At 71.1% G+C, this 26,697-nt stretch carries 28 protein-coding genes; 11 read left to right on the top strand and 17 right to left on the bottom strand.

Features of this window, described 5'->3' with window-relative positions:
* Positions 1-66 precede the first annotated feature (66 nt).
* Positions 67-1,677 carry an MDR family MFS transporter gene (locus ADL29_RS05885; RefSeq protein ID WP_078970774.1) on the top strand — a complete coding sequence of 537 codons (1,611 nt, stop codon included), beginning with the start codon at positions 67-69 and terminating at the stop codon, positions 1,675-1,677.
* 57 nt (positions 1,678-1,734) lie between these two features.
* Here ADL29_RS05885 and ADL29_RS05880 read toward each other — a convergent pair whose 3' ends face one another.
* From ADL29_RS05880 to ADL29_RS05870, 3 genes are all read right to left on the bottom strand, one after another.
* The gene (locus ADL29_RS05880; RefSeq protein WP_053922677.1) at positions 1,735-2,334 is read right to left on the bottom strand and encodes a hypothetical protein; all 600 of its coding nucleotides are present in this window, start codon (positions 2,332-2,334) and stop codon (positions 1,735-1,737) included.
* An 86-nt stretch (positions 2,335-2,420) separates the two neighbouring features.
* Positions 2,421-2,642 carry a DUF397 domain-containing protein gene (locus ADL29_RS05875; RefSeq protein WP_053922676.1) on the bottom strand — a complete coding sequence of 74 codons (222 nt, stop codon included), beginning with the start codon at positions 2,640-2,642 and terminating at the stop codon, positions 2,421-2,423.
* The gene (locus ADL29_RS05870) at positions 2,620-3,414 is read right to left on the bottom strand and encodes a helix-turn-helix domain-containing protein (protein ID WP_245689165.1); all 795 of its coding nucleotides are present in this window, start codon (positions 3,412-3,414) and stop codon (positions 2,620-2,622) included. The genes ADL29_RS05875 and ADL29_RS05870 overlap by 23 nt, the downstream gene beginning before the upstream one ends.
* Before the next feature lie 176 nt (positions 3,415-3,590).
* Between ADL29_RS05870 and ADL29_RS05865 the strand changes: the two genes are divergently transcribed.
* Positions 3,591-4,679: a hypothetical protein gene (locus ADL29_RS05865; RefSeq protein WP_157878400.1), complete on the top strand. Its 1,089-nt coding sequence runs from the start codon at positions 3,591-3,593 to the stop codon at positions 4,677-4,679.
* 4 nt (positions 4,680-4,683) lie between these two features.
* Here the strand turns inward: ADL29_RS05865 and cseC are convergent, their stop codons facing one another.
* The 5 genes from cseC to ADL29_RS05840 form a co-directional block, all read right to left on the bottom strand.
* On the bottom strand, positions 4,684-5,985 hold the full coding sequence (gene cseC / locus ADL29_RS05860; RefSeq protein ID WP_053922673.1) for a two-component system sensor histidine kinase CseC: 1,302 nt from the start codon (positions 5,983-5,985) through the stop codon (positions 4,684-4,686).
* An 8-nt stretch (positions 5,986-5,993) separates the two neighbouring features.
* Positions 5,994-6,704 (bottom strand): two-component system response regulator CseB, encoded by a 711-nt coding sequence (gene cseB / locus ADL29_RS05855; protein WP_053922672.1) that lies wholly within the window; start codon positions 6,702-6,704, stop codon positions 5,994-5,996.
* 9 nt (positions 6,705-6,713) lie between these two features.
* Positions 6,714-7,358: a hypothetical protein gene (locus tag ADL29_RS05850; protein WP_245689163.1), complete on the bottom strand. Its 645-nt coding sequence runs from the start codon at positions 7,356-7,358 to the stop codon at positions 6,714-6,716.
* Positions 7,359-7,599: 241 nt separating this feature from the next.
* Positions 7,600-8,151 carry a SigE family RNA polymerase sigma factor gene (locus tag ADL29_RS05845; RefSeq protein ID WP_053922671.1) on the bottom strand — a complete coding sequence of 184 codons (552 nt, stop codon included), beginning with the start codon at positions 8,149-8,151 and terminating at the stop codon, positions 7,600-7,602.
* A gap of 324 nt (positions 8,152-8,475) precedes the next feature.
* Complete coding sequence (locus ADL29_RS05840; RefSeq protein WP_046926716.1) at positions 8,476-9,432, bottom strand: HhH-GPD family protein; 957 nt, start codon at positions 9,430-9,432, stop codon at positions 8,476-8,478.
* 236 nt (positions 9,433-9,668) lie between these two features.
* On the opposite strand from ADL29_RS05840, the gene ADL29_RS05835 reads away from it, so the two are divergent.
* The 3 genes from ADL29_RS05835 (at position 9,669) to ADL29_RS05825 (ending at position 12,252) form a co-directional block, all read left to right on the top strand.
* A complete protein-coding gene (locus tag ADL29_RS05835) occupies positions 9,669-10,151 on the top strand; it encodes a pyridoxamine 5'-phosphate oxidase family protein (protein ID WP_053922670.1) in 483 nt (160 codons plus the stop codon).
* A gap of 135 nt (positions 10,152-10,286) precedes the next feature.
* Positions 10,287-11,081 carry a hypothetical protein gene (locus tag ADL29_RS05830; protein WP_053922669.1) on the top strand — a complete coding sequence of 265 codons (795 nt, stop codon included), beginning with the start codon at positions 10,287-10,289 and terminating at the stop codon, positions 11,079-11,081.
* 169 nt (positions 11,082-11,250) lie between these two features.
* Positions 11,251-12,252: an NAD-dependent epimerase/dehydratase family protein gene (locus ADL29_RS05825; protein WP_053922796.1), complete on the top strand. Its 1,002-nt coding sequence runs from the start codon at positions 11,251-11,253 to the stop codon at positions 12,250-12,252.
* Between the two features lie 252 nt (positions 12,253-12,504).
* Here the strand turns inward: ADL29_RS05825 and disA are convergent, their stop codons facing one another.
* Both disA and radA read right to left on the bottom strand, forming a co-directional pair.
* Positions 12,505-13,626, bottom strand: a complete 1,122-nt coding sequence (gene disA, locus ADL29_RS05820) for a DNA integrity scanning diadenylate cyclase DisA (RefSeq protein WP_046926713.1) — start codon at positions 13,624-13,626, stop codon at positions 12,505-12,507.
* A gap of 122 nt (positions 13,627-13,748) precedes the next feature.
* The gene (gene radA, locus ADL29_RS05815; protein ID WP_053922668.1) at positions 13,749-15,161 is read right to left on the bottom strand and encodes a DNA repair protein RadA; all 1,413 of its coding nucleotides are present in this window, start codon (positions 15,159-15,161) and stop codon (positions 13,749-13,751) included.
* 174 nt (positions 15,162-15,335) lie between these two features.
* Here radA and ADL29_RS05810 point away from each other — a divergent pair, with 174 nt between their 5' ends.
* Complete coding sequence (locus tag ADL29_RS05810) at positions 15,336-17,135, top strand: BACON domain-containing protein (protein ID WP_053922667.1); 1,800 nt, start codon at positions 15,336-15,338, stop codon at positions 17,133-17,135.
* Between the two features lie 24 nt (positions 17,136-17,159).
* On the opposite strand, the gene ADL29_RS05805 is transcribed toward ADL29_RS05810, so the two are convergent.
* Positions 17,160-18,023, bottom strand: a complete 864-nt coding sequence (locus tag ADL29_RS05805) for a DUF3109 family protein (RefSeq protein WP_053922666.1) — start codon at positions 18,021-18,023, stop codon at positions 17,160-17,162.
* A 57-nt stretch (positions 18,024-18,080) separates the two neighbouring features.
* On the opposite strand from ADL29_RS05805, the gene ADL29_RS05800 reads away from it, so the two are divergent.
* From ADL29_RS05800 to ilvD, 4 genes are all read left to right on the top strand, one after another.
* A complete protein-coding gene (locus tag ADL29_RS05800) occupies positions 18,081-19,025 on the top strand; it encodes a Ppx/GppA family phosphatase (protein WP_053922665.1) in 945 nt (314 codons plus the stop codon).
* 63 nt (positions 19,026-19,088) lie between these two features.
* Positions 19,089-19,913, top strand: a complete 825-nt coding sequence (locus tag ADL29_RS05795) for a sugar phosphate isomerase/epimerase family protein (RefSeq protein WP_179954542.1) — start codon at positions 19,089-19,091, stop codon at positions 19,911-19,913.
* Entirely contained in the window at positions 19,910-20,536 is a 627-nt protein-coding gene (locus ADL29_RS05790) for a TetR/AcrR family transcriptional regulator (protein WP_053922664.1), read from the top strand. The genes ADL29_RS05795 and ADL29_RS05790 overlap by 4 nt, the downstream gene beginning before the upstream one ends.
* Positions 20,537-20,731: 195 nt before the next feature.
* A complete protein-coding gene (gene ilvD / locus ADL29_RS05785) occupies positions 20,732-22,585 on the top strand; it encodes a dihydroxy-acid dehydratase (protein ID WP_053922795.1) in 1,854 nt (617 codons plus the stop codon).
* Between the two features lie 37 nt (positions 22,586-22,622).
* Here the strand turns inward: ilvD and ADL29_RS05780 are convergent, their stop codons facing one another.
* Positions 22,623-22,943: a GYD domain-containing protein gene (locus ADL29_RS05780; RefSeq protein WP_053922663.1), complete on the bottom strand. Its 321-nt coding sequence runs from the start codon at positions 22,941-22,943 to the stop codon at positions 22,623-22,625.
* 162 nt (positions 22,944-23,105) lie between these two features.
* Between ADL29_RS05780 and ADL29_RS05775 the strand changes: the two genes are divergently transcribed.
* Positions 23,106-23,984, top strand: a complete 879-nt coding sequence (locus ADL29_RS05775) for an SDR family NAD(P)-dependent oxidoreductase (protein ID WP_078970772.1) — start codon at positions 23,106-23,108, stop codon at positions 23,982-23,984.
* 121 nt (positions 23,985-24,105) lie between these two features.
* On the opposite strand, the gene ADL29_RS44915 is transcribed toward ADL29_RS05775, so the two are convergent.
* The 5 genes from ADL29_RS44915 to ADL29_RS05755 form a co-directional block, all read right to left on the bottom strand.
* Positions 24,106-24,636, bottom strand: a complete 531-nt coding sequence (locus ADL29_RS44915; protein WP_078970771.1) for a hypothetical protein — start codon at positions 24,634-24,636, stop codon at positions 24,106-24,108.
* A gap of 92 nt (positions 24,637-24,728) precedes the next feature.
* Positions 24,729-24,962: a hypothetical protein gene (locus ADL29_RS05770; RefSeq protein WP_053922662.1), complete on the bottom strand. Its 234-nt coding sequence runs from the start codon at positions 24,960-24,962 to the stop codon at positions 24,729-24,731.
* An 80-nt stretch (positions 24,963-25,042) separates the two neighbouring features.
* Positions 25,043-25,873, bottom strand: a complete 831-nt coding sequence (locus ADL29_RS05765; protein ID WP_078970770.1) for a helix-turn-helix domain-containing protein — start codon at positions 25,871-25,873, stop codon at positions 25,043-25,045.
* A complete protein-coding gene (locus ADL29_RS05760) occupies positions 25,870-26,394 on the bottom strand; it encodes a DUF6879 family protein (RefSeq protein WP_053922660.1) in 525 nt (174 codons plus the stop codon). The genes ADL29_RS05765 and ADL29_RS05760 overlap by 4 nt, the downstream gene beginning before the upstream one ends.
* Positions 26,378-26,569, bottom strand: coding sequence for a hypothetical protein (locus ADL29_RS05755; protein ID WP_053922793.1), 192 nt, complete (start codon positions 26,567-26,569; stop codon positions 26,378-26,380). The genes ADL29_RS05760 and ADL29_RS05755 overlap by 17 nt, the downstream gene beginning before the upstream one ends.
* Positions 26,570-26,697: the final 128 nt, after the last annotated feature.

The following is a 26,697-nucleotide window of genomic DNA, read 5'->3' as shown; positions in this document are numbered from 1 at the left end:
ACCTTGCCGTACTGTACAGAACTAGCCGGGCGGCAAGTAAGTAGGAATACGGGAGTGAGGACGGGGATGTCGCAGAAAGCGGCCCCAACGGGGGACAGAACGGCGGAAACAGCCGGCGGGGCGGACGGGGGGAAGCAGTCCGCCAGCGTGCGGGTGGTGCTCTTCGCGCTGATGATCACGATGCTGCTCGCGATGCTGGACAACATGATCGTGGGTACGGCCATGCCCACGATCGTCGGCGAGCTGGGCGGGATGGAGCACCTGTCCTGGGTGGTCACCGCGTACACGCTCGCCACCGCCGCGTCGACCCCGATCTGGGGCAAGCTCGGCGACATGTACGGACGCAAGGGCGTCTTCCTTACGTCCATCGTGCTCTTCCTGATCGGCTCCGCGCTGTCCGGCATGGCCCAGGACATGGGGCAGCTGATTGCCTTCCGCGCGGTGCAGGGCCTGGGCGCGGGCGGTCTGATGGTCGGCGTCATGGCCATCATGGGCGATCTGATTCCGCCGCGGGAGCGCGGCAAGTACCAGGGCATGATGGCCGGCGTCATGGCCGTCGCGATGGTCGGCGGCCCGCTGGTCGGCGGCACGATCACCGACCACCTCGGCTGGCGCTGGACCTTCTACATCAACCTGCCGCTCGGCGCGGTCGCGCTGATCATGGTCACCGCCGTTCTGCATCTGCCGAAGAAGCGGTCGCAGGCCCGGATCGACTACATCGGCTCCGCGCTGCTCACCATCGGCATCACCGCCCTGGTGCTGCTCACCACCTGGGGCGGGACCGAGTACGACTGGACCTCGCCGCAGATCCTGGGCCTGGGCGCGGGCGGCGTGATCGCGCTGGTGCTCTTCGTGCTGGTGGAGCGCAAGGTCAGCGAGCCGGTGCTGCCGCTGCGCATCTTCCGTAACGGCAACTTCTCGCTGATCACCGTAATCGGCTTCCTGGTCGGCTTTGTGATGTTCGGGTCGATGACCTTCCTGCCGCTGTTCCAGCAGACCGTGCAGGGGGCCTCGGCGACCAACTCCGGTCTGCTGCTTCTGCCGCTGATGGGCGGCCTGCTCGTGGTGTCGCTGATCGCGGGCCGGGTGACCACCCAGACCGGCAAGTACAAGTTCTTCGTCGTCGGCGGCAGTGCGGTGCTCACCATCGGGCTGGCGCTGCTCTCGCTGATGGACACGGAGACGACCCGGCTCACCTCCAGCCTGTACATGGTGGTGCTGGGCGCCGGTATGGGCTTCCTGATGCAGACCACGATGCTGATAGCGCAGAACAGCGTCGAGATGAGGGACATGGGCGTCGGCTCGTCCTCCGCCACCCTCTTCCGTACGATCGGCGGCTCGTTCGGCGTCGCGATCCTCGGCGCGATCTTCACCAACCAGGTGAAGTCGACGATGGTCGAGCGGCTCGGCGCGGCGGCCGGTGCGAAGATCAGCGGCGGCGGCGCCCAGATGGACCCGAAGCGCCTGCCCGAGCTGCCGCCGGTCGTCCGGGACGCCTATGCGCACGCGGTGGCCAACGGCAGCCACCAGGTCTTCCTGTGGGGCGCGGCGATCAGCATCATCGGCTTCGCGGCGGCGTGGTTCCTGAAGGAGGTCCCGCTGCGGGGTGGGCCTTCGGCCCCCAAGTCGGACGAGGGTGCGGGCGCAGCGCCGGTGGCAGAGCCGGCCGCCGTCTGACCGATGGTTGCGGCTCGGCGTGTGACCAGCGGCCCTCGCGATTGCGGGGGCCGCTGGTCATTCGGGGCCGGGGTCCCCAAACTCCGGGTCGGAGAGGTACCGGAAACCCAGACGCTCGCGCAGCGCTTCCTTCTGCTCGGGCGTGGCGAGGACCACGAAGGTGTCGCCGTCGTGGGGTTCGAAGACGATCTCGTGCCATGAGCGGGGGTCGTCGTCAGCGGCTGTCTCCGCGATGGCTCGGCAGGCCGCCCCGGGGTTGTAGTGGCGGTCCGAGAAGTGCTCGACGCCGATGGTCACGAGCTTTCCGTCGCGTTCGAACTTCAGCGTGTCGAACCGGTCGCCCATGAAGCCGTCGAAGCCGCCTTCGCCCGCGATGAGCCGGACGTTGGTGATGGCGACTTTGTTGCCGGCGACTTCGGAGGCCTCTTCCAGCAGGACCGCGTAGTCGGAGTAGATGGAGTCGATGCTGTCGGCGTGGACCGAGACCGCCACGCCGAATTCCTCGAGGGCGTCGGCCGCCTCGTACTGGTCCACCTCGTCGTGCGCGTAGTCGGCGGCCTCTTCCAGGACGCTGCGCAGCTTCTCCTCGGACACCATGCCGATGTCGTGCAGGATCGCGCCCACTTGCGCATACGTGAACGATGAAGTGTTCGACATGGAGGCGATCTTGTCAGGCGGACGGAGCCCTTGTGCCCCGTTCTGAGCAGGTTGCCCCGCCGAATGGTTCGGCGGGGCAACGCGGTTCAGGCGCCGTTCAGTTGGCCGTGTTTGACGGCCGCGACGAAGGACGCCCACCCGGCGGCCGGGAAGACGAGCGCCGGGCCGTACGGGTCCTTGCTGTCGCGGACGGGGACGAGGCCGGGGAGGTCGTCGCGGACCTCGATGCATTCGGCGCCTTCGCCGTTGCTGTAGCTGCTCTTGCGCCAGGTTGCAGAGCTCAGGTCAACTTCCTTGCTGTGCTTCATCGCTGTAGCCCCTTGCCGCTTCCTCGATCATGGCCAGGGACGCCCTGGGGGACAGTGCGGCGGCCCTGAGCAGATCGTACGAGCTTCGGTAGTCCTTCACGAGCGGCGGATAGTCGATGATCTGGCCGCTGTGACAGCCCTCGGTCCAGGCCACCGGTGGGGCCTCCGGGAAGGTCATGATCTTGAGCACCCCCATCATGAGCGAGTGACAGGTCTCCGTTTCCGGCAGGATCTGCACAACGCACTGTGTGGTCCGGATCAGTTCGGCGATGTGCTCCAGCTGCTCGGCCATGTCCTCCGGCGGGAGAATCGGCTTACGAAGCAGTGACTCGGCGAGGATCCCCCAGTACGTCGCGCGGTCCTCACGCTTCCAGAAAGCGGCGCGCGCCAACCTTGCGCAGACTCGCTTCTCGACGATCTCAGGCGGTGCCCACAACGCTGCGCTCTGCGCGATCTTCCGGGCGTACGCCTCGGTCTGCATCAGACCCGGGACAATGAACGGCGCCCAGTCCTCAATTGTGGCCGCGGATTTCTCCAGGTCGGGGATGTCCGCGAAGTACTCCGGATGCCCGGCCCGCCGCGCCTTCGCCGCCGCTTCGCAGTGGCGCTGGAAGAAGCCGTCTGTCTTCAGCACTGTGTCGCAGTGGACGGCCAGATCCATCGGCATTCCCCGCTCGCCCCGCTCAATCTGGCTGAGGTACGAGATGCCGCGGAAGCTGCCTTCCACTAGCTGCTCAAGCGTGAGCCCCGCTTGTTCTCTCTGGTGGCGCAACTCCGCGCCGTAGAAGCACGGCACGCTCGCCGACGCGTCGGGATCTTTTCGAGGAGGCGTAACTCACCACCGCCGCTTGCAGGTTGCCCGGTGCAACCCCGTGACGCCAACGCTACGCCGCGTGACGAAACGCCGTGCGTGTTTCGTTACAATCCGTACAGGAGACAACCTCTGGCATGGATGCATCAAACGGGGATCTTGCGGGGAAGGTGATGGAGGTCCTTGTCGGCCTCGCCACGGGGGCGGGTACCGGCATCGGCACGGTGGCGGCGCAGACCGCCGCCGGTCTCGCGCGCGAGCGGCTGCGGGGAACGGAGGCCGGCCGCGACGCGCTGGCCCGGCTGGACGGCGCGCCCGACGACCCCGGCGCGGCGGCCGCCGTCCGCTCGGTGCTCGATGCCGAGCTGTCGGTGCCGGAGTTCGCCGGCGCGCTGAAGGCGGCGCTGGCCGGTCCGCCCTCGTCGGCGGCGTCGGTGAGCGGCAGCATGATGATCACGGGCAGCAGGCTGAAGGGGAATCAGATTGCCCTCGGGCCGCTGCACATCACCAACAACCGGTCCGGACGGCTGACCGCGGCGGCCATCGCCCTGGCGCTGGTCCTGGCCGTCGCGCTCGTCGTCTACGGCGGGATACAGCTGATAGCGGGTGGTGAGTCGTCCGGGGATTCCGTACAGGGACTGGAGGAGTCGGCCGTCACCACCAAGGACCTGGCCGGAGCGGCGATTCCGTGGACCGTGGAGGCCGTCACGAACAACGGCAAGCCCGTCTACTCCGCCCTGACCGACGGGGCGACGCGGTCCGCGGAATGCCGCCCGCTGGTGGACGTGCTGAACCGCAAACCGGCCGAGCTGCCGAAACCCACCCGCTTCGGCCAGGTGCGCCGTCTCGACTCGACGTCGCGCAACTGGAGCGTACGCATGGGCCTGCGCGGATACGCCGATGAGGGGGCAGCGAAGGGGGTCGTGGACAAGGTCATCGGCGCCCTGTCCACCTGTTCGTCCTTCACGCTCGACCCCAATGCGACCCTCGTCAATGACGAGACCAAGGTGAATGAGGTGACGGCCGGGGACGGCAATGTGCCGGGGGAGCGCGCCGGGTACACCCTGGAGATGGCCTCCGACAGCTCGTCCGCGTATCACCTGATGAGGGTGTCGGTGCTGCGCAAAGGGACCCGTCTCGTCGTGTTCTATCAGGGGGGAGAGAACACGTCGGATCTGACGCCGGTGTCCCAGCTGCCCAGCGAGGAGCAGCTGGGGAAGTTGTGAACGGTCAGCGGTCCGGCAGCTGGATGACGGGGAAGCTGCCGGTGTTCGTCGGTGCGTTCTCCGGCAGCCAGAGGACCGAGACCGCGCCCGTGGAGCCGTCCGTCAGCTCGTCCGCGTTGCGGAAGGTGAGCCGGGCGCCCAGGACCCGCGCCTGGCCGGCCGCGATGGTCAGGCCGAGGCCGTGGCCGCGGCCGGCGCGGTCGGTGCTGCCGGTGCGGAAGCGGCTGGGGCCCTCGCGCAGGAGGTGCTCGGGGAAGCCGGGGCCGTGGTCGCGGACCCGCAGGACCCGGCCCTCCACCGTCACCTCGATGGGCGGCTTGCCGTGCCGGGCCGCGTTGGCGATCAGGTTGCCGAGGATGCGTTCCAGGCGGCGCGGGTCGGTGGTGACGTCCGCGTCCCGTACGACCTCGACCGTCACGTCCTGGTTGAGGGAGCGGACGCGGCGGCTGACGAATTCACCGAGGGCGACGTCCTGGAGCTCGGCGCGTTCGGCGTAGCCGTCGAGGCGGGCGACCTCCAGAACGTCCTCGACGAGGGTGCGCAGGGCCTGGGCCCGGTCCCGGACGAGTTCGGAGGGGCGGCCGGGGGGCAGGAGCTCGGCGGCGGTGAGCAGGCCGGTCACCGGGGTGCGCAGCTCATGGGCGATATCGGCGGTGACCCGGCGTTCGGCCTCGATGCGCTGCTGGAGGGCGTCGGACATGGCGTCCACGGCCCAGGCCAGATCGTCTGTCTCGTCGCGGACCCGGCCGCCGACCTCGTCGCGGATCCGGACCGCCGTATCGCCCTCGGCCAGCTTGCCCGCGGCGGCGGCGGCCTTGCGCAGCCGCTTGGACAGCCGCCCGCCGACCAGGACGCCCACCGCGCTGCCGGCGAGCACCACCCCGGCGAAGCCGAACAGCAGCGCCTGGTCCGTGTCGTCCAGGACGGCGAACCGGTCGAGGAAGGGGTCGTGGAGGGAGAGCACCCGGCCGTCGCCGAGGGGGGTGGCGGCCCACACCTCCGGCGCGTTGTCCCCGTTGTCCTGGACGTACGTGGCCTGCTCGCCCTCGGCGATCTCGTCCTTGAGGGGCTTGGGCAGCGACGGGTCGTCGATCTTGGCACCGAACTGGAGACGGTTCGACTGCGCGAAGATCTTCAGGGTGATGGCGAGGCGCTCGACCTGGACGTCCCGGTTGCTCTCGAGCATGGAGTGGCGGGCCGCATTGTGTACGACGAGGCTCAGCGCGACCGCCATCAGCGCTCCCACGAGCGCGATCGCCGCACTGACCTTCCATCTCAGACCCGTCCGCAGGGCCAGCCTCACCACCGGCGGGGTCAGCCTCTCAGCTTGTAGCCGAAGCCGCGGACCGTCTCGATCCGGTCCTGGCCGATCTTGCCGCGCAGCCGCTGGACGTGGACGTCGACGACGCGGGTGTCGCCGCCCCAGCCGTAGTCCCAGACCCGCTCCAGGAGGCGGTCGCGCGAGAGGACCGTACCGGGGGCGTCGGAGAACTCGAGCAGCAGACGCATCTCGGTCGGGGTCAGCGCGACGGGCTCGCCGCCCTTGCGGACCTCCATGCCCTCGGTGTCGACCTCGAGATCGCCGAAGCGCAGGACGGCCTCGGCGGGGGCGTCCGCCTCCGCCGCGCCTCCGCCGTTGCGGTCGGGGCCGCTGGCGTGGCCGAAACGGCGCAGTACGGCGCGGATCCGGGCGACCAGGACCGCGCCGTCGAACGGCTTGGTGACGTAGTCGTCGGCACCGGCCTCCAGGCCGAGCACCACATCGATGGAGTCGGCGCGCGCGGAGAGCATGATCACGGGGACGGTGGACTCGTCGCGGATGCGGCGGCACAGGCTGACGCCGTCGAGGCCCGGCACCATCACATCCAGCAGGGCGATGTCGGGGCGGTTGGCGCGGAAGGCCTCCAGGCCCGCGAGCCCGTCGGGCATGGCGGTGACCACGAAGCCGTCCCGCTCCAGTGCGAGCTGGGTGGCCTCGCGGATGACGTCGTCGTCCTCGACGAAGAGCACATGGGTCTCGGCCATGCGGTTGTCTCAACCCTCCGGGTCCGTGCCGTCGGGCGGCGCGGAGCTGTCGTCGGTGGCTTTGCTGTAGCTGCGGTGAAAGCGTTTGTACTCGGTGAAGCGGTCCTTCGACCAGCGGTACTCGCGTACATCTTCACCCGAAGGGCAGCACACGTCGTCATCGGCGTCGTACGTCTGCTGTGTGACCTCGAGCTCGCCGTCGTTGTCCCCGGCGAAGACCAGCGGCAGCTCATTGCGGTACACGGTCGCATAGTCGCCGCTGTCGCGCTTGCGGAACACATAGGCGCCGATGCCGGTGGAATCCGCGCAGGTCATGACGTTGACGATGACGTCGGGGGAGCCGCTGCCGGTCAGCCTGGCAGGGCTCGCATCGACGGGGTATTCGTTCCCCGAGCACGGCTTGGCCAGGGTTTTCTTCACCTCGGCGCCGACCGTGGGGTCGTCCTTCAGCTGCTTGACCAGCAGCTTGACCCCGGGGACCTTCTTGCTGCCGGCGGTCGTGGCCGGTGAGGGGGAGGCGCTCAGGGCGCCCTTGGGCGAGGGGGTGCCGGTGGCCGACCCCTCGGGCCGTACGCCCTCGCCGCCAGGATTGCATCCGGCCAGCAAAAGGCCGACGGCGGCCACCCCCGCCGTGGCCGCGCCGCCTCTGGTCAACCCGCCGGTCAACCTGTTCCTGGACAATCCGCTCCTGCCCACCGTGCCGCTCGCACAGCCGCCGGTCCCGCCGCTGCTCGTGTGGTGCTGGTGTTGCCTGTGCTGGTGTTGCCTGTGTTCGTGGTGACTGTGCTGCTGGTGCCCGTGCTGTCACTGCCCGTGCTGGTGATTGTCGCGCGGGCAGCGGTGAACCGTACCGCGCGTGCCGTAAGCATGCCCTCCAGAGGGCCCGGACGGCAGGTCAGGCCGCGCACCGCTCCCGGTCCCGCTCGTCGCGCTCCAGCATCCGGGCGTCTATGTCGCGGTTCTCCAGCTCCTGGCGCAGCCGGGCGAGCGCCCGGTGCAGGGTGCTCTTGACCGTTCCGGTGGACATGCCCAGCGCCGCCGCGGTCTCCTCCGTGCTCATCTGCTCCCAGTGCCGCAGGACCACGACGCTGCGCTGCTTGGGCGCCAGCACCCCGAGGATGTCCATCAGCAGGGCCCGGTCGGCGCGCTGCTCGGAGCCGTCGTCGACGCTCGCGTCCGGGAGCTGCTCGGTGGGCACCTCTTCCAGCTTCCGGGCGCGCCACCACTCCGTACGGGTGTTGATCATGACGCGGCGGAGGTAGGCGTCGGCCAGCGACTTGTCCGCGATGCCGTCCCAGCGGCCGTAGGTGCGGACCAGGGCCGTCTGCAGCAGGTCCTGGGCGTCGACCGGGTCCGGCACCAGCCGCCGGGCGCTGCGCAGCAGGGCCTCCTGCCGCGTACGCACATACTCTTCGAAGTCCAGTACCTTGCCGCCGCTGGTCGCCATTTCCGACGCCTCCGATCCGCTTGCGTTCCCCACGTTGTCCGTGCCGGTGGTCGTCTCCAGCACGAGGAAGAAGCTACGGAGGGGGTGTTGCGACGCAATGTGCGTCGGCCCCACAGCGAATGCACGGAAAACCTGCGGTTGTGTAACAGCCCGCCGGGGGTCATACCTTGGGCGGACGGCGGGACGGTGTGGGTCATCCTCCAGAGGGATGAGGCCCCCCTCGAAAGGCCGATGGGCCCTTCCCCGGCGGTGTACACCCCTCTAGAGGGTCACCATCGAGCCGAGGTTGGGCCCATTCCAGCCATATTTCCGGTTCTGTGGCCGCTATGCGTGCGGCAGCCGGTACCGGCCACCGCCCAGCGGCTCCACCAGCCCGTCCGAGACCAGCCCGTCCAGCGCACGCGCCCGCTGCACCGGCTCGTCCCACACCGCGTCCAGCACCTGCTGCGGCACCGGCGCGACGGCCTCCCGCAGTACGGCCAGCAGCTTGCCGCGCACCTGGCGGTCGGTACCGGCGTACGTCTGGGTGCGCCGCGGCGGACCCTCGTGCGCCGGCGCCCCGGCCAGCTGCCAGGCGCACTGCGCCGCGATCGGACAGCGGTGGCACTCCGGCCCGCGCGCCGTGCACACCAACGCGCCCAGCTCCATCGTGGCCGCCGCCCAGCGTGCCGCCAGCTGCTCGTCCTGCGGCAGCAGGGCGCGGGCCAGCTTGCGCTCGGCGGCCGTGGTGGCGTTCGGCGGGTACTGGCGGCCGGTGACGGCGCGCGCGAAGACCCGGCGCACATTGGTGTCCAGCACCGCGTGCCGCTGCCCGTAGGCGAACGACGCCACGGCCGCGGCGGTGTACTCGCCGACGCCGGGCAGCGCCAGCAACTGGCCGTGCTCGCGCGGTACGTCACCGCCGTGCCGCTCCTGTATGGCGGACGCGGCGGCGTGCAGCCGCAGCGCGCGCCGCGGATAGCCGAGGCGGCCCCAGGCGCGCACGGCCTCGCCCGGCGCCTCGGCGGCCAGGTTGGCGGGGCGCGGCCAGCGGGTCAGCCACTGCTCGTACACCGGCAGCACACGGCTGACCGGCGTCTGCTGCAGCATGAACTCGCTGACCATCACGCCCCAGGCACCCGCCTCGGGGCGGCGCCAGGGCAGATCACGGGCGTGCTCGTCGAACCAGTCGGTGACCGGACCGTGCAGCGCGGTCCCGTCGGCGGCCTCCGCGGCCGGAGCGGCGGAGGCGGTCTCGGCGGCGGCGGTCATGGCAGTGGATGTCGCAGGCGTCGAAGTCATGGCACCACCGATCCTGGCACGCCCGCGCCCGCCCAAGAAACGCACCGGCCCCGCGCCGCCCGCGCCCACCCGCACGCGGGACGACCGGGTACGTACGGGTGGCCGCTACCGGCGGTACGCGCCGCCGTACGGGGCCCTCGCACGAAGGCGATGTCCGAGCCGTGCCGGGGGCCCGTGCAGCCGTGCCGGGGGCCCGTGCATGGGGCGGCGCGCGAGCCGTACGGGAGGATGCCGGAATGACGGACAGTGCATGCCCCGCGGCGATCCGGCGGGCGCTCGCCGCACACACGACGATGACCCTGGCGTACGCGGACGAGGACGGGCCGCAGGCGGCCGCGGTGCTGTACGCGGTGGCGGACGGTCCCCTCCTGTACTTCGTCACCTCGGCCACCACCCGGCACGGCCGGGCCCTCGCCGGCGGCGGGCCCGGTGGCGCGCGGGTGGCCTTCACCGCGCAGCGCGACGGCCAGGAGTGGAGCACCCTGACGGGGCTTCAGGGCCGGGGCCGCTGCCGGCCGCTGGGAGACGCCGAGCGGGCGGCCGGCTGGCGGGCCTACCTCGCACGCTTCCCCTTCGTCGCGGAGAGCGAGCGGCTGCGCGGGGCCCTGGAGCGGACGACGCTGTGGGAGCTGCGTCCCGACTGGCTGCGGCTGATCGACAACGGCCAGGGGTTCGGACACAAGGAGGAGTGGCACCGGCCCGCGGCACATTCGGGGTGATCGCGGCCGGATCGGGCGGCAGCGCCACGCATCGGCCGCCCGACGGGCGTACTGCGGGCCGATGATGGGAAAAGTTGCAGCCTGATGCGGCGGGTACTGGCCGGTCCGCGCACCGATCTCTCGTAGAGTTTTCCCGTGGGATCACTGCGCAATCCGATCGGGCCGCTTCCCTCCTCCATCTACTGGCGGCGGAGGGCCGTTGCGCTGGCCATCGTCGTGCTGCTCGCCCTGGTGGTGGCGTGGGCCCTCAGCCTGGGCGGGGACACCGAGGAGACCGGCACCAAGGACGGCAAGGGGAAGGCGCACGGATCGGGGCCGGCCACGTCCATCACGCCGGGTCCCTCCGGCAGCGGGCCGGCGATCACTCAAAAGCCGGGCGGGCGCGGCGGATCAGGTGGCGGCGAGTCGGGCTCGGACGGCGGGTCCGGGGCGGACGACGGCGACGGCGGTGCGGGGGGTACGGGCGCCTCCGGCGGCCCCATCGGCCAGGGATCGGGCGCCAAGGCCGTACCGGCCGGTTCCCCCCTCCTCAACTGCACCACCGACGGCGCCGAGTTGACGCTGCGCAGCATCAAGAAGTCCTACAAGCCGGGCGAGAAGCCGCGGTTCGAGCTGGCGGTCCGGAATTCCGCGGGTTCCGCCTGCAAGGTCGACCTGGGCCGTAAGGCCGCGGTGCTGACGATCAAGGACACCGCGGGCGACGACCGGGTGTGGGCCTCCAACGACTGCCCCGCAGGCACCGGCCCGGCCCTCCTGAAGGTCCCGGCGAAGGGCTCCGTGGAACGCACCATCGAGTGGGACCGCCGGGCCAGCGCCCCGCAGTGCGCGACACCGAGTGCTGCCGCGGTGCCGGCCGGGACGTATGTCGTCGAGGCGAAGGTGCCGGGGCTGGACCCGGCGGAGGCCAAGTTCGTCCTCGCCAAGGACTGAACGGCCAAGGGCTGAAGGTACGGGGCCAGTCCCCAACTCCCCTTCCTGCTTCCCTCCTTACTCCCCTCCCTTCCTTCCCCCGGGATTCCGCTGAGAGCGAGGACGGCGGCCCCAGTCATGCCTGTAGGACACAGTCAGTTCCATGACGTCAATGAAATCAATGAAGTCCATGAAGCTGCTGATTCTGGGTGGTACGGAGTTCGTGGGGCGGGCGGTTGCCGAGGCCGCGCTGGCCCGTGACTGGCAGGTGACGGTGTTTCACCGCGGCCGCCACGAGCCGCCGGAGGGGGTGACGGCCCTCCACGGCGACCGCCTGGCCGACGACGGGCTCGGCGCCCTGGCGGACGGGGAATGGGACGCCGTCGTCGACACCTGGAGCGGCGCGCCGTCGGCCGTACGGGACACGGCGCGGCTGCTGGCGGGGCGGGCCGGACGGTACGCGTACATCTCCAGCGGTTCGGTGTATGCCTTCCCGCCCACGGAGCGGCTCACCGAGCGGTCCCCGGTGGTGGCGGCTTCGCCCGACGCCACCGACGCCGACGACTACGCGGCGGCCAAGCGCGGCGGCGAGCTGGCCGCGGCCGATGCCTTCGGGGACCGGGCGCTGCTGGTGCGGGCGGGGCTGATCCTCGGCCCGTACGAGAACATCGGCCGACTGCCGTGGTGGCTGAACCGGATCGCCCGCGGGGGACCGGTCCTGGCGCCGGGGCCGCGCGAGATGCCGCTGCAGTACATCGATGCCCGGGACCTGGCCGAGTGGACGCTGGATGCCGTACGGGACGGGCTCGGCGGCGCGTACAACCTGGTCAGCGAGCTGGGGCAGGCGACGATGGGCGAGCTGCTGGAGAGCTGCGTCCGGGTCACGGGCTCGGACGCCGGGCTGCGGTGGACCGCGCCCGAGGAGGTGCTCGCCGCCGGCATCGAACCGTGGACCGAACTCCCGGTCTGGCTGGCCCCCGGCGAACTGCGGGACGCGATCTACGGCCCCGATGTCAGCAAGGCCCTGGCAACCGGCCTCCGCTGCCGTCCCATCGACGAGACCGTCACCGACACCTGGTCCTGGCTTCGCTCCCTCGGCGGCACGGCCCCCCAGCGCCCGGACCGGCCGGCGGTGGGCCTCCCGACGGAGAAGGAGGCCGCTGCGCTGGGGCTGGGCCGCACGTCGGGGTGACGACGGCCGCCGGCACCGCCGGACCTGCGCCGCGGCGACGGCCGCCTCGCAAGCACCCGCCGCGAGGCGAAGGCCAATCCGCCGCTACGGCGGTCAACTCGCACGGCGAGGGTTCGGCGGAACCAGCGACGCCGCCCGTCCCACAAACCCCCGCCGCCAGGCGGAAAAGAAGCCCGCCGCCACGGCGCGCAACCACCATGGCGAGGGTCCGGCGGAAAAGACGACGGCCGTATCCCCCCGTACGGCGCCCCGCTAGACGTACCGCTCCAGGATCGACGACTCCGCCAGCCGCGACAGCCCCTCGCGGACGGAGCGGGCGCGGGCCTCGCCGACGCCGTCGACGGCCTGGAGGTCGTCGACGCTGGCGGCCAGGAGTTTCTGGAGGCCGCCGAAGTGGTCGACCAGGCGGTCGATGACCGTGCCTGGGAGGCGGGGGACCTTGGCCAGGAGGCGGAAGCCCCGGGGGGAGACCGCGGAGTCGAGGGTTTCGGGGGCGCCGCTGTAGCCCAGTGCGCGGGCCGCGGCGGGGAGTTCGAGGAGTTCGGTGTGGGTGAGGGAGTCCAGCTCGACGAGCGCCTCGGGGACCGTACGGGAGCGCTTGGCGGTCGGTTCGGGCACATAGTCGCGGACGACCAGCTCGCGTTCCGGCTCGACGCCCGCGATCAGCTCGTCGAGCTGGAGGGCGAGGAGACGGCCGTCGGTGCCGAGTTCGACGACGTACTCGGCGATTTCGGTGGCGATACGGCGCACCATTTCCAGGCGCTGGGCGACCGCGGTGACGTCGCGGACGGTGACCAGGTCCTCGATCTCCAGGGCGGAGAGGGTGCCGGCCACCTCGTCCAGGCGGAGCTTGTAGCGCTCGAGGGTCGCCAGGGCCTGGTTGGCGCGGGAGAGGATGGCGGCGGATTCCTCCAGTACGCGGCGTTCGCCGTCGACGTAGAGGGCGATCAGACGCATGGACTGGCTGACGGAGACGACCGGGAAGCCCGCCTGGATGGAGACGCGCTGGGCGGTGCGGTGCCGGGTGCCGGTCTCCTCGGTGGGGATGGAGGCGTCGGGGACGAGCTGGACGCCGGCCCGGAGGATCTTGGTGAGGTCCTTGTCGACGACCAGGGCACCGTCGAGCTTGCACAGTTCGCGCAGACGGGTGGCGGTGAACTCGACGTCGAGGACGAAGCCGCCGGTGCACATGGACTCGACGGTCTTGTCCCAGCCGAGGACGATCAGACCGCCCGTATTGCCGCGCAGCACCCGTTCCAGGCCGTCACGCAGGGCCGTACCAGGTGCGACGGCGCTCAGGGAGGCGCGCATCAGGCGATCGGTGCCGGAGCTCCCGGACCTGCTGGGAGCCGATGCCCGGTCGTTGGCTGCCACTGCACTCCTCCGTTGCAAGGTCAAGTCGGTCGCCGGCCGCCCGGCCCAGGCCGCGGTGACGTACCAGCGAGCGTACGTGGCGGGCCACACGGCTGCGGTGACGGGCGAGACCAGGGCAAAGTCTACCGGCGTACATCCTCTTCCCGCGGGGCCTCCCGGCGTACCCGCTTGGGCAGCACGGACAGCGCCTGCCCGACGTCGGCGACTTCCATGACCCGCATTCCGTCGGGGATCTTGCCGGGGTCGGCGGGGACCAGGGCGTGGGTGAAGCCGAGCCGGGCCGCTTCCGAGAGGCGCCGCTGGACGCCCGTGACCCGTCTGACCTCGCCCGCAAGGCCCACCTCGCCGATGGCGACGAGGTTCTTCGGCAGGGGGGTGTCGCTGGCGGCGCTGGCCAGGGCGAGGGCCACGGCGAGGTCGGCGGCGGGCTCGGTGAGCTTCACGCCGCCGACCGTCGCGCTGTAGATGTCCCGTTTGCCCAGGGCGCTGATCCGGCCGCGCTGCTCCAGGACGGCGAGCATCATCGAGACCCGGGAGGTCTCCAGGCCGGAGGTCGTGCGGCGCGGGGAGGGGATCTGGGAGTCGACGGTCAGGGCCTGGACCTCGGCCACCAGGGGGCGGCGGCCCTCCAGGGTGACCGTCAGGCACGTACCGGGCACGGGCTCGTCGCGGCGGGTCAGGAAGAGGCCGGAGGGGTCGGCGAGGCCCGTGATCCCCTCGTCGTGCAGCTCGAAGCAGCCGACCTCGTCCGTCGTGCCGTAGCGGTTCTTGACGCCGCGGACCAGGCGGAGGCGGGCGTGGCGGTCGCCCTCGAAGTGCAGGACGACGTCGACGAGGTGCTCGAGGAGCCGCGGGCCGGCGATGGCGCCGTCCTTGGTGACATGGCCGACCAGCAAGGTGGACATCCCGCGCTCCTTGGACGCGCGGATCAGGGCGCCGGCGACCTCGCGGACCTGGGCCATGCCGCCGGGCGCACCCTCGATCTCGGGCGAGGCGACGGTCTGCACGGAGTCGAGGATGAGGAGGGAGGGCTTGATGGCGTCCAGGTGGCCGAGGACGGCGGAGAGGTCCGTCTCGGCGGCGAGGTAGAGGTGGTCGTCGAGGGCGCCGATGCGGTCGGCGCGCAGCCGTACCTGGCTCGCGGATTCCTCTCCCGTGACGTACAGCGTGCGGTGTTCGTCGGAGGCGGCCTTGGCGGCGACATCCAGGAGGAGGGTGGACTTGCCGACGCCCGGCTCGCCCGCCAGGAGGACGACCGCGCCGGGGACCAGCCCGCCGCCGAGGACGCGGTCCAGCTCGGGGACGTACGTCGAGCGGGCGGCGGCCTGTCTGCCGTCGACCTGGGCGATGGGCACCGCGGCGGTGGTGACCCGGCCGGGCGCGGTGGTGCGCACCGCGGGGGCGCCGCCGAACTCCTCGACCGTGCCCCACGCCTGGCACTCGGGGCAGCGGCCGAGCCACTTCGCGGTGGTCCAGCCGCACTCGGTGCAACGGTAGGAGGGGCGCTCCTTGGCCGACGTTTTACGGGTTGCCATGAGGTCACCGTATCGGCGGCCACCGACAATCCGGACCGTCGTCTCCGGTTGGGCCGACCGGGTGGGCGGGACAGGGGATGGTGTACCCCTTTGAGGGAGAAGGTCACCCGTAAGGGTTAAAAGTGCCCAAGGGGAGCGAGTGCGGCTGCATCATCCGCCTACCGTCGCCGGGTGATGAGCAGCAGGCCCGAGCACCCCAGGCACACCACCGGCGCACACCGGTCGCGCAGCGCCGCGGCGCGCCCCGACGGACCGGACCGCGGGAGCCGGGACCGCTCCGGCCGGGACCGCTACGACGCCTATCTGGACGGGCTGTTCACCTACTGCCTGTCCGTCCTGTGCGAGCACGACGCGGCCACCGCGGTGCTCGGCGAGACGCTGGCGCTCGCCGAACGCCATCACCACCGCCGCCCGTCCGGCCCGGACCTCTACCGCCCCTGGCTCTACGCCCTGGCCCGGTGGGCCTGTCTGCGCAGGCTCGCCGAACGGAGCGGACCCGGCACGGCGGCGGACGGCGCCGTCGCCCCTGAAGCCCCCGACGTCCCCGGTGCCCCTGGTGCCACCGATGCCGAGGCGCGGCAGCGCGAACTGGCCGCGCTGGCCTGGCCGGAGGCCGCCGGGACGACCCCCGAACAGCGCGAGGCGCTGGAGCTCTCGGTGCGCCACCACCTCCCGGCGGGCGAGGTCGCGGCGGTGCTCGGCGTCGAACCGGCCGCCACCCGAGCCGTGCTGGCCGCCGCCCGCTGCGAGGTCGAGCGGACCCGGGCCGCGCTGGCCGTCGTCGAACGCGGCGGGTGTCCCGATGTCGAGCAACTGGCGGGGGACACCCGGGTACTGCTGGGCGCGGCGCTCCGCCGGGAGCTGGTGCGGCATGTGGACGACTGCGCCGAGTGCCGGCGGACGGCGGAGCGGGCCACCGCCGCGGGGCCCTGGCCGGGCACCGCGCCCGCGGCCCCGGGCACGCTGCCGCTGGTCGCCGCGCCGCGCGAGGCGGTGGCCGGGGCGATGGCGGCGGCCCGGCGCTCGCGGTCGGGGCGCGCGGAGGGCGTGCCGGGCGCGGGCGTGGCGGCGGGTGCGGGACGCGGCGGCCGGGGCGTCGGGGCAAACGGTTCTCCTCGCCATGCCGACAGCGCACCCCGCTATGACCGCAGCGGGTTCCCGGTGGGCCCCACCGACCGGGCCGCCCGCCGCCGCCGGCTGCGCAACCGCGCGCTGACCAGCACCGTCGTCGCGACCGTACTCGCCGCGCCGGTGCTGGCCGTATGGGCCGCGTACCGCCAGGACCCGCCGGCCGAGCAGACGACGGACGGCACCCCCGCGGTGACGGCCAACGAGCGGGACGGCGACGGTGGACGGCTCGGCGGCCGCTACGAGAACGCCGGCAACGCCCGCACGACCCCGGACCCGGCCTACTCGCCCGGCGCGGCATCCGAGGTGTCGGCCCAGGTGGTCGGCGCGGACGGCGCCCCGCCCCGGCCGGCCCCGCCCGGCCGGGAGCACTCCGGCCCCGGCCGACTGACGGTCGCGGCGCAGCCGAGCGGCGGGACGACGGTCATCATGCTCAGCGCCTCCGGCGGGTCCCCGGTGCGCTGGACGGCGTCGGCCGGTGCGCCCTGGATCCAGGTGAGCCGGACGGCCGGGGTGCTGCGGCCGGGCGAGTCCCTCACGATCACGGTCTCTGTCGATCACGACCGGGAGCCCGAGGGCCCTTGGACGACCAGGATCGCGATCGGGCCCGGCGGCACCGCCGTCACGCTCGAGGGCTACGGCGTGCCCGACCCGGACCCGGGCCCGAGCGACCCGCCGCCCGCACACCCGAAGCCGAAGCCGAAGCCGACCGAGCCCACCCCGACCGACCCGACCCCGCCCCGTCCGACGCCGACGCCCACGGACCCCACGCCGACCCCGAGTCCCACGGCCCCGCCGACGGCCGCACCCCCGCAGCCGTCCAGCACCACCAGCCCGGCCCGCTAGCCCGACGGGCGGCGCCCGGCTGCGCTACTTCTTGGATTCCTTGGCGTCCTTGGACTTCTTGGATTCCTTGGGCTCCGCCGGCCTCGGGTCCGCCGGATGCGGTGCCATCGGCAGCGTCGCCGCCAGCCGCTCCTCGCACAGTTCGGCGAGCTTGGCGTAGCCCTTCTTGCCCATCAGCTCGGTCAGCTCCGGCCGGTACGTGACGTAGACCGGCTCGCCCGCGCCGTGCGCCGAGGTCGCCGACGTGCACCACCAGTGCAGGTCATGGCCGCCCGGCCCCCAGCCGCGCCGGTCGTACTCGCCGATCGTGACCTGCAGGATCTGGGTGTCGTCCGGCCGGTCGATCCACTCGTACGTGCGCCGCACCGGCAGCTGCCAGCAGACGTCCGGCTTGGTCTCCAGCGGTTCGCGGCCCTCACGCAGCGCGAGGATGTGCAGCGAGCAGCCCGCGCCGCCCGCGAAGCCGGGGCGGTTCTGGAAGATGCACGAGCCCTGCCAGCGACGGGTCTGCCGCTCGCCGTCCTCGTCCTCCTCGGTCCAGCCGGTCCGCGTGCCGACGTCGTGGAACTGCCACAGCTCGGGCGTGAGACGCGCCACATGCCCGGCGACCCGCTCCTCGTCCTCCTCGTCCGAGAAGTGCGCGCCGAGCGTGCAGCACCCGTCGTCCGCGCGGCCCGCCTGGATACCCTGGCAGCCGCTGCCGAAGATGCAGGTCCAGCGCGAGGTCAGCCAGGTCAGATCGCAGCGGAAGAGCTGTTCGTCGTCGCCCGGGTCGGGGAAGGTGACCCAGGCGCGGGCGAAGTCGAGGCCGACCTCGTCGGGCGTCGCCCCGGCCGCCACGCCCTGCTTGGGCTGCTTCGTCTTCTTCGCCTTTTTCGTCTTAGCCACGACCCCAGCGTAAGGCGGCTGACAAGTCACACCCGTCACGGCAGTAGGTTTCCCCGTATGAGACTCGGTGTCCTCGATGTGGGTTCCAACACCGTCCACTTCCTCGTGGTGGACGCACACCCCGGCGCACGCCCGCTGCCCGCCTACTCGCACAAGGCGGAGCTGCGCCTTGCCGAACTCCTTGACGAGTCCGGTGCCATAAGTGACCACGGGGTGGAGCGGCTGGTCGCCACCGTCCTGGAAGCGCTCCAGGTGGCCGAGGACAAGGGCGTCGAGGACGTGCTCCCGTTCGCCACCTCCGCCGTCCGCGAGGCCACCAACAGCGAGGACGTGCTGCGCCGGGTCGCCGAGCAGACCGGCGTCGACCTGCGGGTGCTCTCCGGCCAGGACGAGGCGCGGCTCACCTTCCTGGCCGCCCGCCGCTGGCTGGGCTGGTCCGCGGGCCGGCTGCTGGTCCTCGACATCGGCGGCGGCTCGCTGGAGATCGCGTACGGCCTCGACGAGGACCCGGACGCGGCCGCCTCCCTGCCGCTGGGCGCGGGCCGGCTGACCACCGGCGATCTGCCGGGGGACCCGCCCGACCCGGAGGACGTCCGGGCGCTGCGCCGCCGCGTACGCGCCGAGATCGCCCGTGTGGTGCACGAATTCACCCGCTACGGAACGCCCGACCACATCGTCGGCACCTCCAAGACCTTCAAGCAGCTGGCCCGGATCGCAGGCGCCGCGCGGAGCGCCGAGGGCCTGTACGTCCAGCGGGAGCTGACCCGTAAAAAACTCGAGGAGTGGGTCCCGCGGCTGGCCACGATGACCGCGGCGGAGCGGGCCGTGCTGCCCGGTGTGTCCGAGGGACGCTCCAAGCAGCTGCTGGCCGGGGCGCTGGTCGCGGAGGCGGCGATGGACCTGTTCGGCGTCGAGACCCTGGACATCTGTCCGTGGGCGCTGCGCGAGGGCGTCATCCTGCGGCGGCTGGACCATCTGCCGCCCCCGTCGGCGGCCGTCTGACGCGGAACGCGGCATCCCGGACCTCCTGCCCGGTGCCCAGCCCCGGCCCGTACGCTGTCCCTCGTGACAGAGCCAGTGGTGCGCATCCCCGATGCGAAGGTCGCCCTGTCCACGGCCTCGGTGTATCCGGAGTCGACGGCGACGGCCTTCGAGATCGCCGCGCGGCTGGGCTACGACGGCGTCGAGGTCATGGTGTGGACCGACCCGGTCAGCCAGGACATCGAGGCGCTGCGCCGGCTGTCGGACTACCACGGGGTGCCGGTGCTGGCCGTGCACGCTCCGTGTCTGCTGATCACCCAGCGGGTGTGGTCCACGGACCCCTGGGTCAAGCTCCAGCGGGCCCGCAACGCCGCGGAGAAGCTGGGCGCCTCGACGGTGGTGGTGCACCCGCCTTTCCGGTGGCAGCGCAACTACGCCCGCGAGTTCGTCCGCGGGGTGTGGCGCATGGAGAACGAGACCGATGTGAAGTTCGCCGTCGAGAACATGTATCCGTGGCGCTACCGCGACCGCGAGATGCTGGCGTACGCCCCGGACTGGGACCCCACCAACGACGACTACCGCCACTTCACCGTCGACCTGTCGCACACCGCCACCGCGCGCAATGACGCGCTGGAGATGGTCGCGCGGATGGGCGACCGGCTGGCGCATGTCCATCTGGCCGACGGCAACGGCTCCGCCAAGGACGAGCACCTGGTGCCGGGGCGCGGCAGCCAGCCCTGCGCCGATGTGCTGGAGCGGCTGGCGGCCACCGGCTTCGCCGGCCATGTCGTCGTCGAGGTCAATACCCGCCGGGCGATGTCCGCCGCCGAACGCGAGGCCGACCTCGCCGAGGCGCTGGCCTTCACCCGGCTGCATCTGGCCTCGCCGACCTGGGTGCCGGGGTCGTGACGGGCGAGCCGTCCCGGCCCGCCGCCCGCCGCCGGGGCCGCCCGGCCCGCGCCGAGGCCGCCGAAGGCCCCGGCGCCCGCGAACGGATCCTCGCCGCGGCCCGTACGGAATTCGCCGAGCGCGGCTACGACAAGACCTCGGTCCGCGGTATCGCCAAGGCCGCCGGCGTGGACGCCGCCCTGGTGCACCACTACTTCGGCACCAAGGAGCAGGTCTTCGCGGCGGCCATCGAGCTGTCCTTCACCCCCGCGCTGACCATGCCGGACGCCATCGCGGGCGGCGCGGAGGCCGGGGCGGGCGAGCGGATGGCCCGCTTCGTTTTCGGCATCTGGGAGAACCCGGTCAGCCGGCCCCCGCTGCTGGCGATCATGCGCTCGGCCCTGACCAACGACACCGCGGCCACCGTGCTGCGCGGCCTGGTCGAGCGCCGCCTCCTCCAGCGGGTGGCGGGCGAACTGCACGTCCCCGACCCGGAGTTCCGCGCCCAGCTGGCCGCGAGCCATCTGATCGGCATCGCGATGCTCCGTTACGTCGTCAAGATGGAGCCGATGGCGTCCGCGGACCTCGAGGAGATCATCGCGATGGTCGCGCCGACACTCCAGCGCTATCTGACCCAGCCGTAGGGGCGGGGGACGCGCGGGGTCCTGCACCTGCTCCACTGTCCGCACTCCGGTCAGCCGTCTCACATACCGGAGTCGCTGTCCAGATCTTGGATCAAGAGCGTAATCTCGGTCTCAGCTGCTGTATGACGCCGCTGAGGTATGGCGCTGATGTACGGCACGGCTGCCGTACGTACATATCCCGAGGGAGTGACCATCGTGCCCGAGCTGAGGTCCCGCACCGTTACCCATGGCCGCAACATGGCGGGCGCCCGCGCCCTTATGCGGGCCTCGGGTGTAGCGGGCGCGGACATCGGCCGCAAGCCGATCATCGCCGTGGCGAACTCCTTCACCGAGTTCGTGCCGGGCCACACCCACCTCCAGCCAGTCGGCCGGATCGTCAGCGAGGCCGTCAAGGCGGCCGGCGGCATCCCCCGCGAGTTCAACACCATCGCCGTCGATGACGGCATCGCCATGGGCCACGGCGGCATGCTGTACTCCCTGCCCTCCCGCGACCTGATCGCGGACAGCGTGGAGTACATGGTCGAGGCGCACTGCGCCGACGCGCTGATCTGCATCTCCAACTGCGACAAGATCACCCCGGGCATGCTGAACGCCGCGCTGCGGCTCAACATCCCGGCCGTCTTCGTCTCCGGCGGCCCGATGGAGTCCGGCCGCGCCACCCTCGTCGACGGCACGGTCCGCACCCTCGACCTGGTCGACGCGATCTCGGACGCGGTGAACGACAAGATCTCCGACGCGGACATCCTCCGCATCGAGGAGAACGCCTGCCCGACCTGCGGTTCCTGTTCCGGCATGTTCACCGCCAACTCGATGAACTGCCTGACCGAGGCCATCGGCCTCTCCCTGCCGGGCAACGGCTCGGTGCTGGCCACGCACACGGCCCGCAAGGCGCTGTACGAGAACGCCGGCCGTACGGTCGTCGAGCTCACCAAGCGCTACTACGACGGCGGCGACGAGTCGGTCCTGCCGCGCAACATCGCCACCTTCGAAGCGTTCGAGAACGCCATGGCCCTGGACATCGCCATGGGCGGCTCGACCAACACGATCCTGCACCTGCTCGCCGCGGCCCAGGAGGCCGGCGTCCCGTTCGGCCTGGAGGCCATCGACGCTGTCTCGCGCCGCGTCCCGTGCCTGGCCAAGGTCGCGCCCAACGTCGCCAAGGACCGCACGTACTACATGGAGGACGTGCACCGCGCCGGCGGCATCCCGGCCCTCCTCGGCGAGCTGCACCGCGCCGGACTGCTCAACGAGGACGTGAACTCCGTCCACAGCCCGTCGCTCGCCGACTGGCTCAAGACCTGGGACGTGCGAGGGGGGTCGCCCTCCGCGGAGGCCGTGGAACTGTGGCACGCGGCGCCCGGCTGCGTCCGCTCCGCCGAGGCGTTCTCCCAGTCCGAGCGCTGGGCGGCGCTGGACGAGGACGCCGAGGGGGGCTGCATCCGCTCGGCCGAGCACGCCTACTCCAAGGACGGCGGCCTCGCGGTCCTCAAGGGCAACCTGGCCGTCGACGGCTGCGTCGTGAAGACGGCCGGCGTCGACGAGTCGATCTGGACCTTCGAGGGCCCGGCCGTGGTCTGCGAGTCCCAGGAACAGGCCGTCGAGAAGATCCTGAACAAGCAGGTCAAGGACGGCGACGTGGTCGTCATCCGCTACGAGGGCCCCAAGGGCGGCCCCGGCATGCAGGAGATGCTCTACCCGACCTCGTACCTCAAGGGCCGGGGCCTGGGGAAGACCTGCGCGCTGATCACCGACGGCCGCTTCTCCGGCGGCACGTCCGGTCTGTCCATCGGCCACGCCTCCCCCGAGGCGGCCGGCGGCGGCACCATCGCCCTCGTCGAGGACGGCGACCGGATCCGCATCGACATCCCGCACCGCACGATCGAACTCCTCGTGAGCGACGAGGAACTGGCCGCCCGCCGTGAGGCACTCGGCGGCGTCTACGCCCCGAAGAACCGCGAACGCAAGGTCTCGGCGGCCCTGCGCGCCTACGCGGCCATGGCCACCAGCGCCGACAAGGGCGCGGTCCGGGACGTGACCAAGCTCGGCTGATACGAAGCCGAGCTGGCACAGAGCCGATACGGCCTGCTCAGCCGCCGGGCGGACGGAAGGCGACGTCCTGCCTGGCGGCTGCGTCGATCTCCTCGACGGTCAGCAGCGGGGTCGCCGTCGACTCCACGGCCCCGGAGGCGCGCACCGCCATGGAGACGGCGGCCATCGACAGGTGGTCGGGGAAATCGACGATGCAGTACAGGTCGGTGTCCCCGTAGGCGAAGTACATCGACTCCAGAGTGCTGCCACAGGAGCCGACGACCCGCTCCACGGCGGCCCGCCGCCCGCTGCCACCCTCGCTGAGCAGCCCTTTCGTGCCCTGGGCGGTGTAGTTCGCCTGGATGAGGTACTTCGGCATGCCGCTCTCCCGTACGCCGGTGGTCCCGTACTCCGTACTTCGGCCACCATGGGCCGGGGCGGCGGGGCACCGCCCGTTATGTTCCGCCAATCAGCCCGCCGTCCCTTCCCAGGTACCGCTGGGGCCTGGATGCATGATCCGTCCGGGTGCAGGCTGCCTCTCATGGACAACGCACCCACCACCGCCATATCCACTCCCGCCACTTCCGCCACTCCCGCCACTTCCGCCACCTCCTCCACTTCTGCCACTCCCTCCGTGGCCAACGCCCAAGCCGCCCCCACCGCCGGACTGCTGGCCGGGAAGGTCGTCTTCATCACCGGCGCCGGGCGCGGCATCGGTGCCGCCGCGGCGCGGCTGTTCGCCCGGGAGGGCGCCCGCGTGCTGCTCGCGGCCCGTACCGAGGCCCAACTCCAGGCGGTCACCGAGGAGATCCGGGCAGTGGGCGGCACCGCGCACTACGTGCTGTGCGACCTGGCGGACCCGGCGAGCGTCCAGGCCGCCGTCGACCGGACCGTGGACCTGTACGGCCGGCTCGACGCCGCCTTCAACAACGCCGCGACGAGCGTGCCGCCGGGCCCGATGGACCAGGCCCTGGAGGCCGACTTCGACCACGCCTATACGGTGAACCTCAAGGGCCAGTGGCTGGCCATGACCGCCGAGGTCGCCGCCATCCGCGCCACCGCCGGGACGGGCGCCATCGTCAACAACTCCAGCATCGGCAGCCTGCGGGGCAACCCCGAACTCCCCGTGTACGGCGCCCTGAAGCGGGCCCTCAACAGCCTGACGGAGTCGGCCGCCGTCACGTACGGCCCGGAGGGCATCCGCGTCAACGCCATCGCGCCCGGCGCCACGCTCACAGAGATGATCCGCACCTGGGAGGAGAACACCCCCGGCGTCCTCGACCGGCTCACGGCCCAGACGCCGCTGCGCCGCATCGCCGACCCGGCCGAGGTCGCCGAGGCCGCGGCGTGGCTTCTGAGCGACCGGTCGTCTTACGTCACCGGGACCGTGCTGCGGGTGGACGGGGGTACCCGGGCCTGACCGGTCCGCTGCGCTTTGCCTGGGCCGACGGGTCGGCTTTCCCACGGTTGCGCCTGCGGCGGGTTGGTTGCCGCTGCGCGGGGCTGTTCGGCAGCGGCACCGGGCCTACACGGCTCCGCCGCTACGACCCGGCGCCTCCCCGTTGGGGGTGGGAGAAGACGGTGGGGCCCTGTCCGGCAGGATGGCGCAGCCCGGGAGCGGAACGGTTGGGGGAGCACGTCACCAGGGCCAGCGACAGGAATGCAGGGCGTTCGAGGTAGAAGCCGAGGGACACATCACCACCCCACCCGAGTCGCTCTGTGGCAGAGCGGACCAGTGTGTTCAGGCGCGTTGTGTCCCGGTGAGCTGCCGAGTCGAAGCGAGGGGCGTACTCCGTCAATTGCTCGCCGAGCCAGACCGCTGCCTCTTGCGCTTCTCCCCATGTGCCCAGAACAGAACTCCGCGGCTTCATCAGCCAGTGCGCGGTTTCGATGGGTGGCAGATTGGTACGCGGGAATTCCGTCACGACTTCCCGATAGCGTTCATGCAGTCGGTGGCGTTCCCCGTCTTCTGATCCGGCTACCGGGGGTGGCTCGGAATGCGGCGGCCGACGGAGGCCCTCGTCGTCGAAGCGCTGTTTCGGGCCGGTCCAGAGATACGCGTGGTGGTGCACGGTCGTCCCGTTCGGCTCAGATGTGGTGAGTGGGACCAGCCGGCCCGGGCCCTCGACAAGGAGCCGGGGCCGGCTGGGTCAGCGGGCCGCTATCAGGCCGAGAGTCCGAACCGCGCCGGGTCGAGACCGGCCGCGTTCAGTTCCGCCGTGGTGAACCGGAGGGGCGCCCGACCCGGTCGCTTGTTGTCGCCAACTGCCCATGCGTCCGGGCCGATTTGCGCGAGAGTGAGGCAGGATTCCCCATCCGGGTGGGTGTTGCCGCCGCATGCTGTCGCGAATACGGCGCCATCGATGTTGAGCGCGTACAGGTCGGTTCCGTTCTGCATCGGTGTGCCTTCCTGATCGTCTGCCGCGTGCCGACCTTCCGTCGGCACGGATATATCTTCGGCACCGGTCAGCGCACGGCCTAGCGTGTTTCCTGTTCCCGCAAGAATCCGTCACGGATGCGTTCGATCATGTCGCGCATTTCATCGCCGGACAGGGCTGTCATCGCGAAATCCTGGAACTTTTGAACGTAGAGTTGGACGTCCCGGGGGTCGGTTACGGTCACCTCTGCATGAACCGTCTCGACGGTCACCATGCGATCATCCCGGATAACAAAAGAGTGGTTCGCTACATCGTTTTGCTGCACTTCGAGAGGGACAACTCGTATGTCCACGTGAGACAGCCGGGAAAGGGAGACGATGCGGTCGAGCTGAGCGGCCATCATCTGCGGCGATACGATTCGCCACCGGAGAACCGGTTCCGTGATGATGAAGCGCAATGATTTGGTGCCGTCGTAGAGGACGGCTTGACGGTCAATTCTCCCGGCGATGGTCCGCGCCAGGGAATCTTCGCTCAGGTCGTGGCGCTGCAGAACAGCCTTGATGTACTCCGGTGTCTGGAGCAGCCCTGGGACCAGGGCGGATTGAAAGAGCCGAAGCGTGGTCATCTGCGCCTCGAGAGCCTTGGTGGCCTGCTGGCCCTTGTGGAGGCCGGCCCGCTGCAGCAGTCGCCAGGCGGTCACCTCGGTCGCGGCGGCGCGTGCCGCGTTCGCGTACTCAGCTTTGACCTCATCCGATACGCCGATTGCGCTCAGGATTCGCTCGACGTCGGCTGGGCTTGGCGACAGTTTTGCATTCTCGATCTTGGAAAGCTTGGACGGCGACATGAGTGCGCTGCGAGCCACCGCCTTGGCCTCCTTTTTGGATGCCAAGCGCAGTGCCCGCAGCGCGGCCCCGAGCTGTGCTCTGTTCACTCGCCGTGCTTGGCCCACCAGTCAGTGAAGGGCACTGCGCGGGCGAGGGCTTTGTCCCGGTGGGCGACGAACCCTGTCGCGCGGCCCGGCGGCAGCACATCCGCTCCGAGAAACGCACCGTGATCGTCATAGCGCATGACGGCGGCGCTCTCTGCATCGAAGAGCCAGAAATCGGGGACGTCCGCCAGCGGGTTGGGCTGTTCGGTGACGTCGAGGATGAAGAACTCTTCCCCGCCGGACATGTTCTTCTGATACCCCCACCCGAGTTCGAACTTGAGATAGTCCGTCAGCGGGCGTGTCACGATGTGTACGCGATAGATGCGCTTCCCCTGACTCGTATGCGACCGAAGCTCTGCCACCCACCGGGAGTTGTAGTCCTGCGGCTGCGGTGCCCCGGACAGGAACGTCCGATAGGCGTCGACATTCACGGAATTGCTGTAGTCATCCAGGGTTTCCAGCCGGAATGCCTCTCGCTCGAACGTGTCGAAGAGATCTCCGAGGGTCTTAGATGAGCTGGTCACGGATGGCCTTCCGGATGAGGTCGATCGGGATCTCTACGAGGGTTTCGTGAGCGGGAATCCGTAAGCCGTGGTTGGTCGGGGCCTCACCCTGCACGAGGAGGGTGTCACGGTCCGTCGCGTACAGCGTCGGGCAATCCTTCTTGTCGCACGTACTGACCAGCTCGGTCACCTTCATGGTCACCGGTTCCCCCCTGCCGTGCCGCTGGTCGCGGCGTTGCACTCGATGCTCCCGAGGTGGTGACTCAGGGGTCAAGGGATCATGGTTGACAGAACGGGAAACCAGGCAGCGGCCCCCGTCGCGTC

This window comes from Streptomyces chattanoogensis (genome assembly GCF_001294335.1).
Taxonomy (GTDB): Bacteria; Actinomycetota; Actinomycetes; order Streptomycetales; family Streptomycetaceae; genus Streptomyces; species Streptomyces chattanoogensis.
This window is presented reverse-complemented; position numbering and strand designations above follow the sequence as displayed.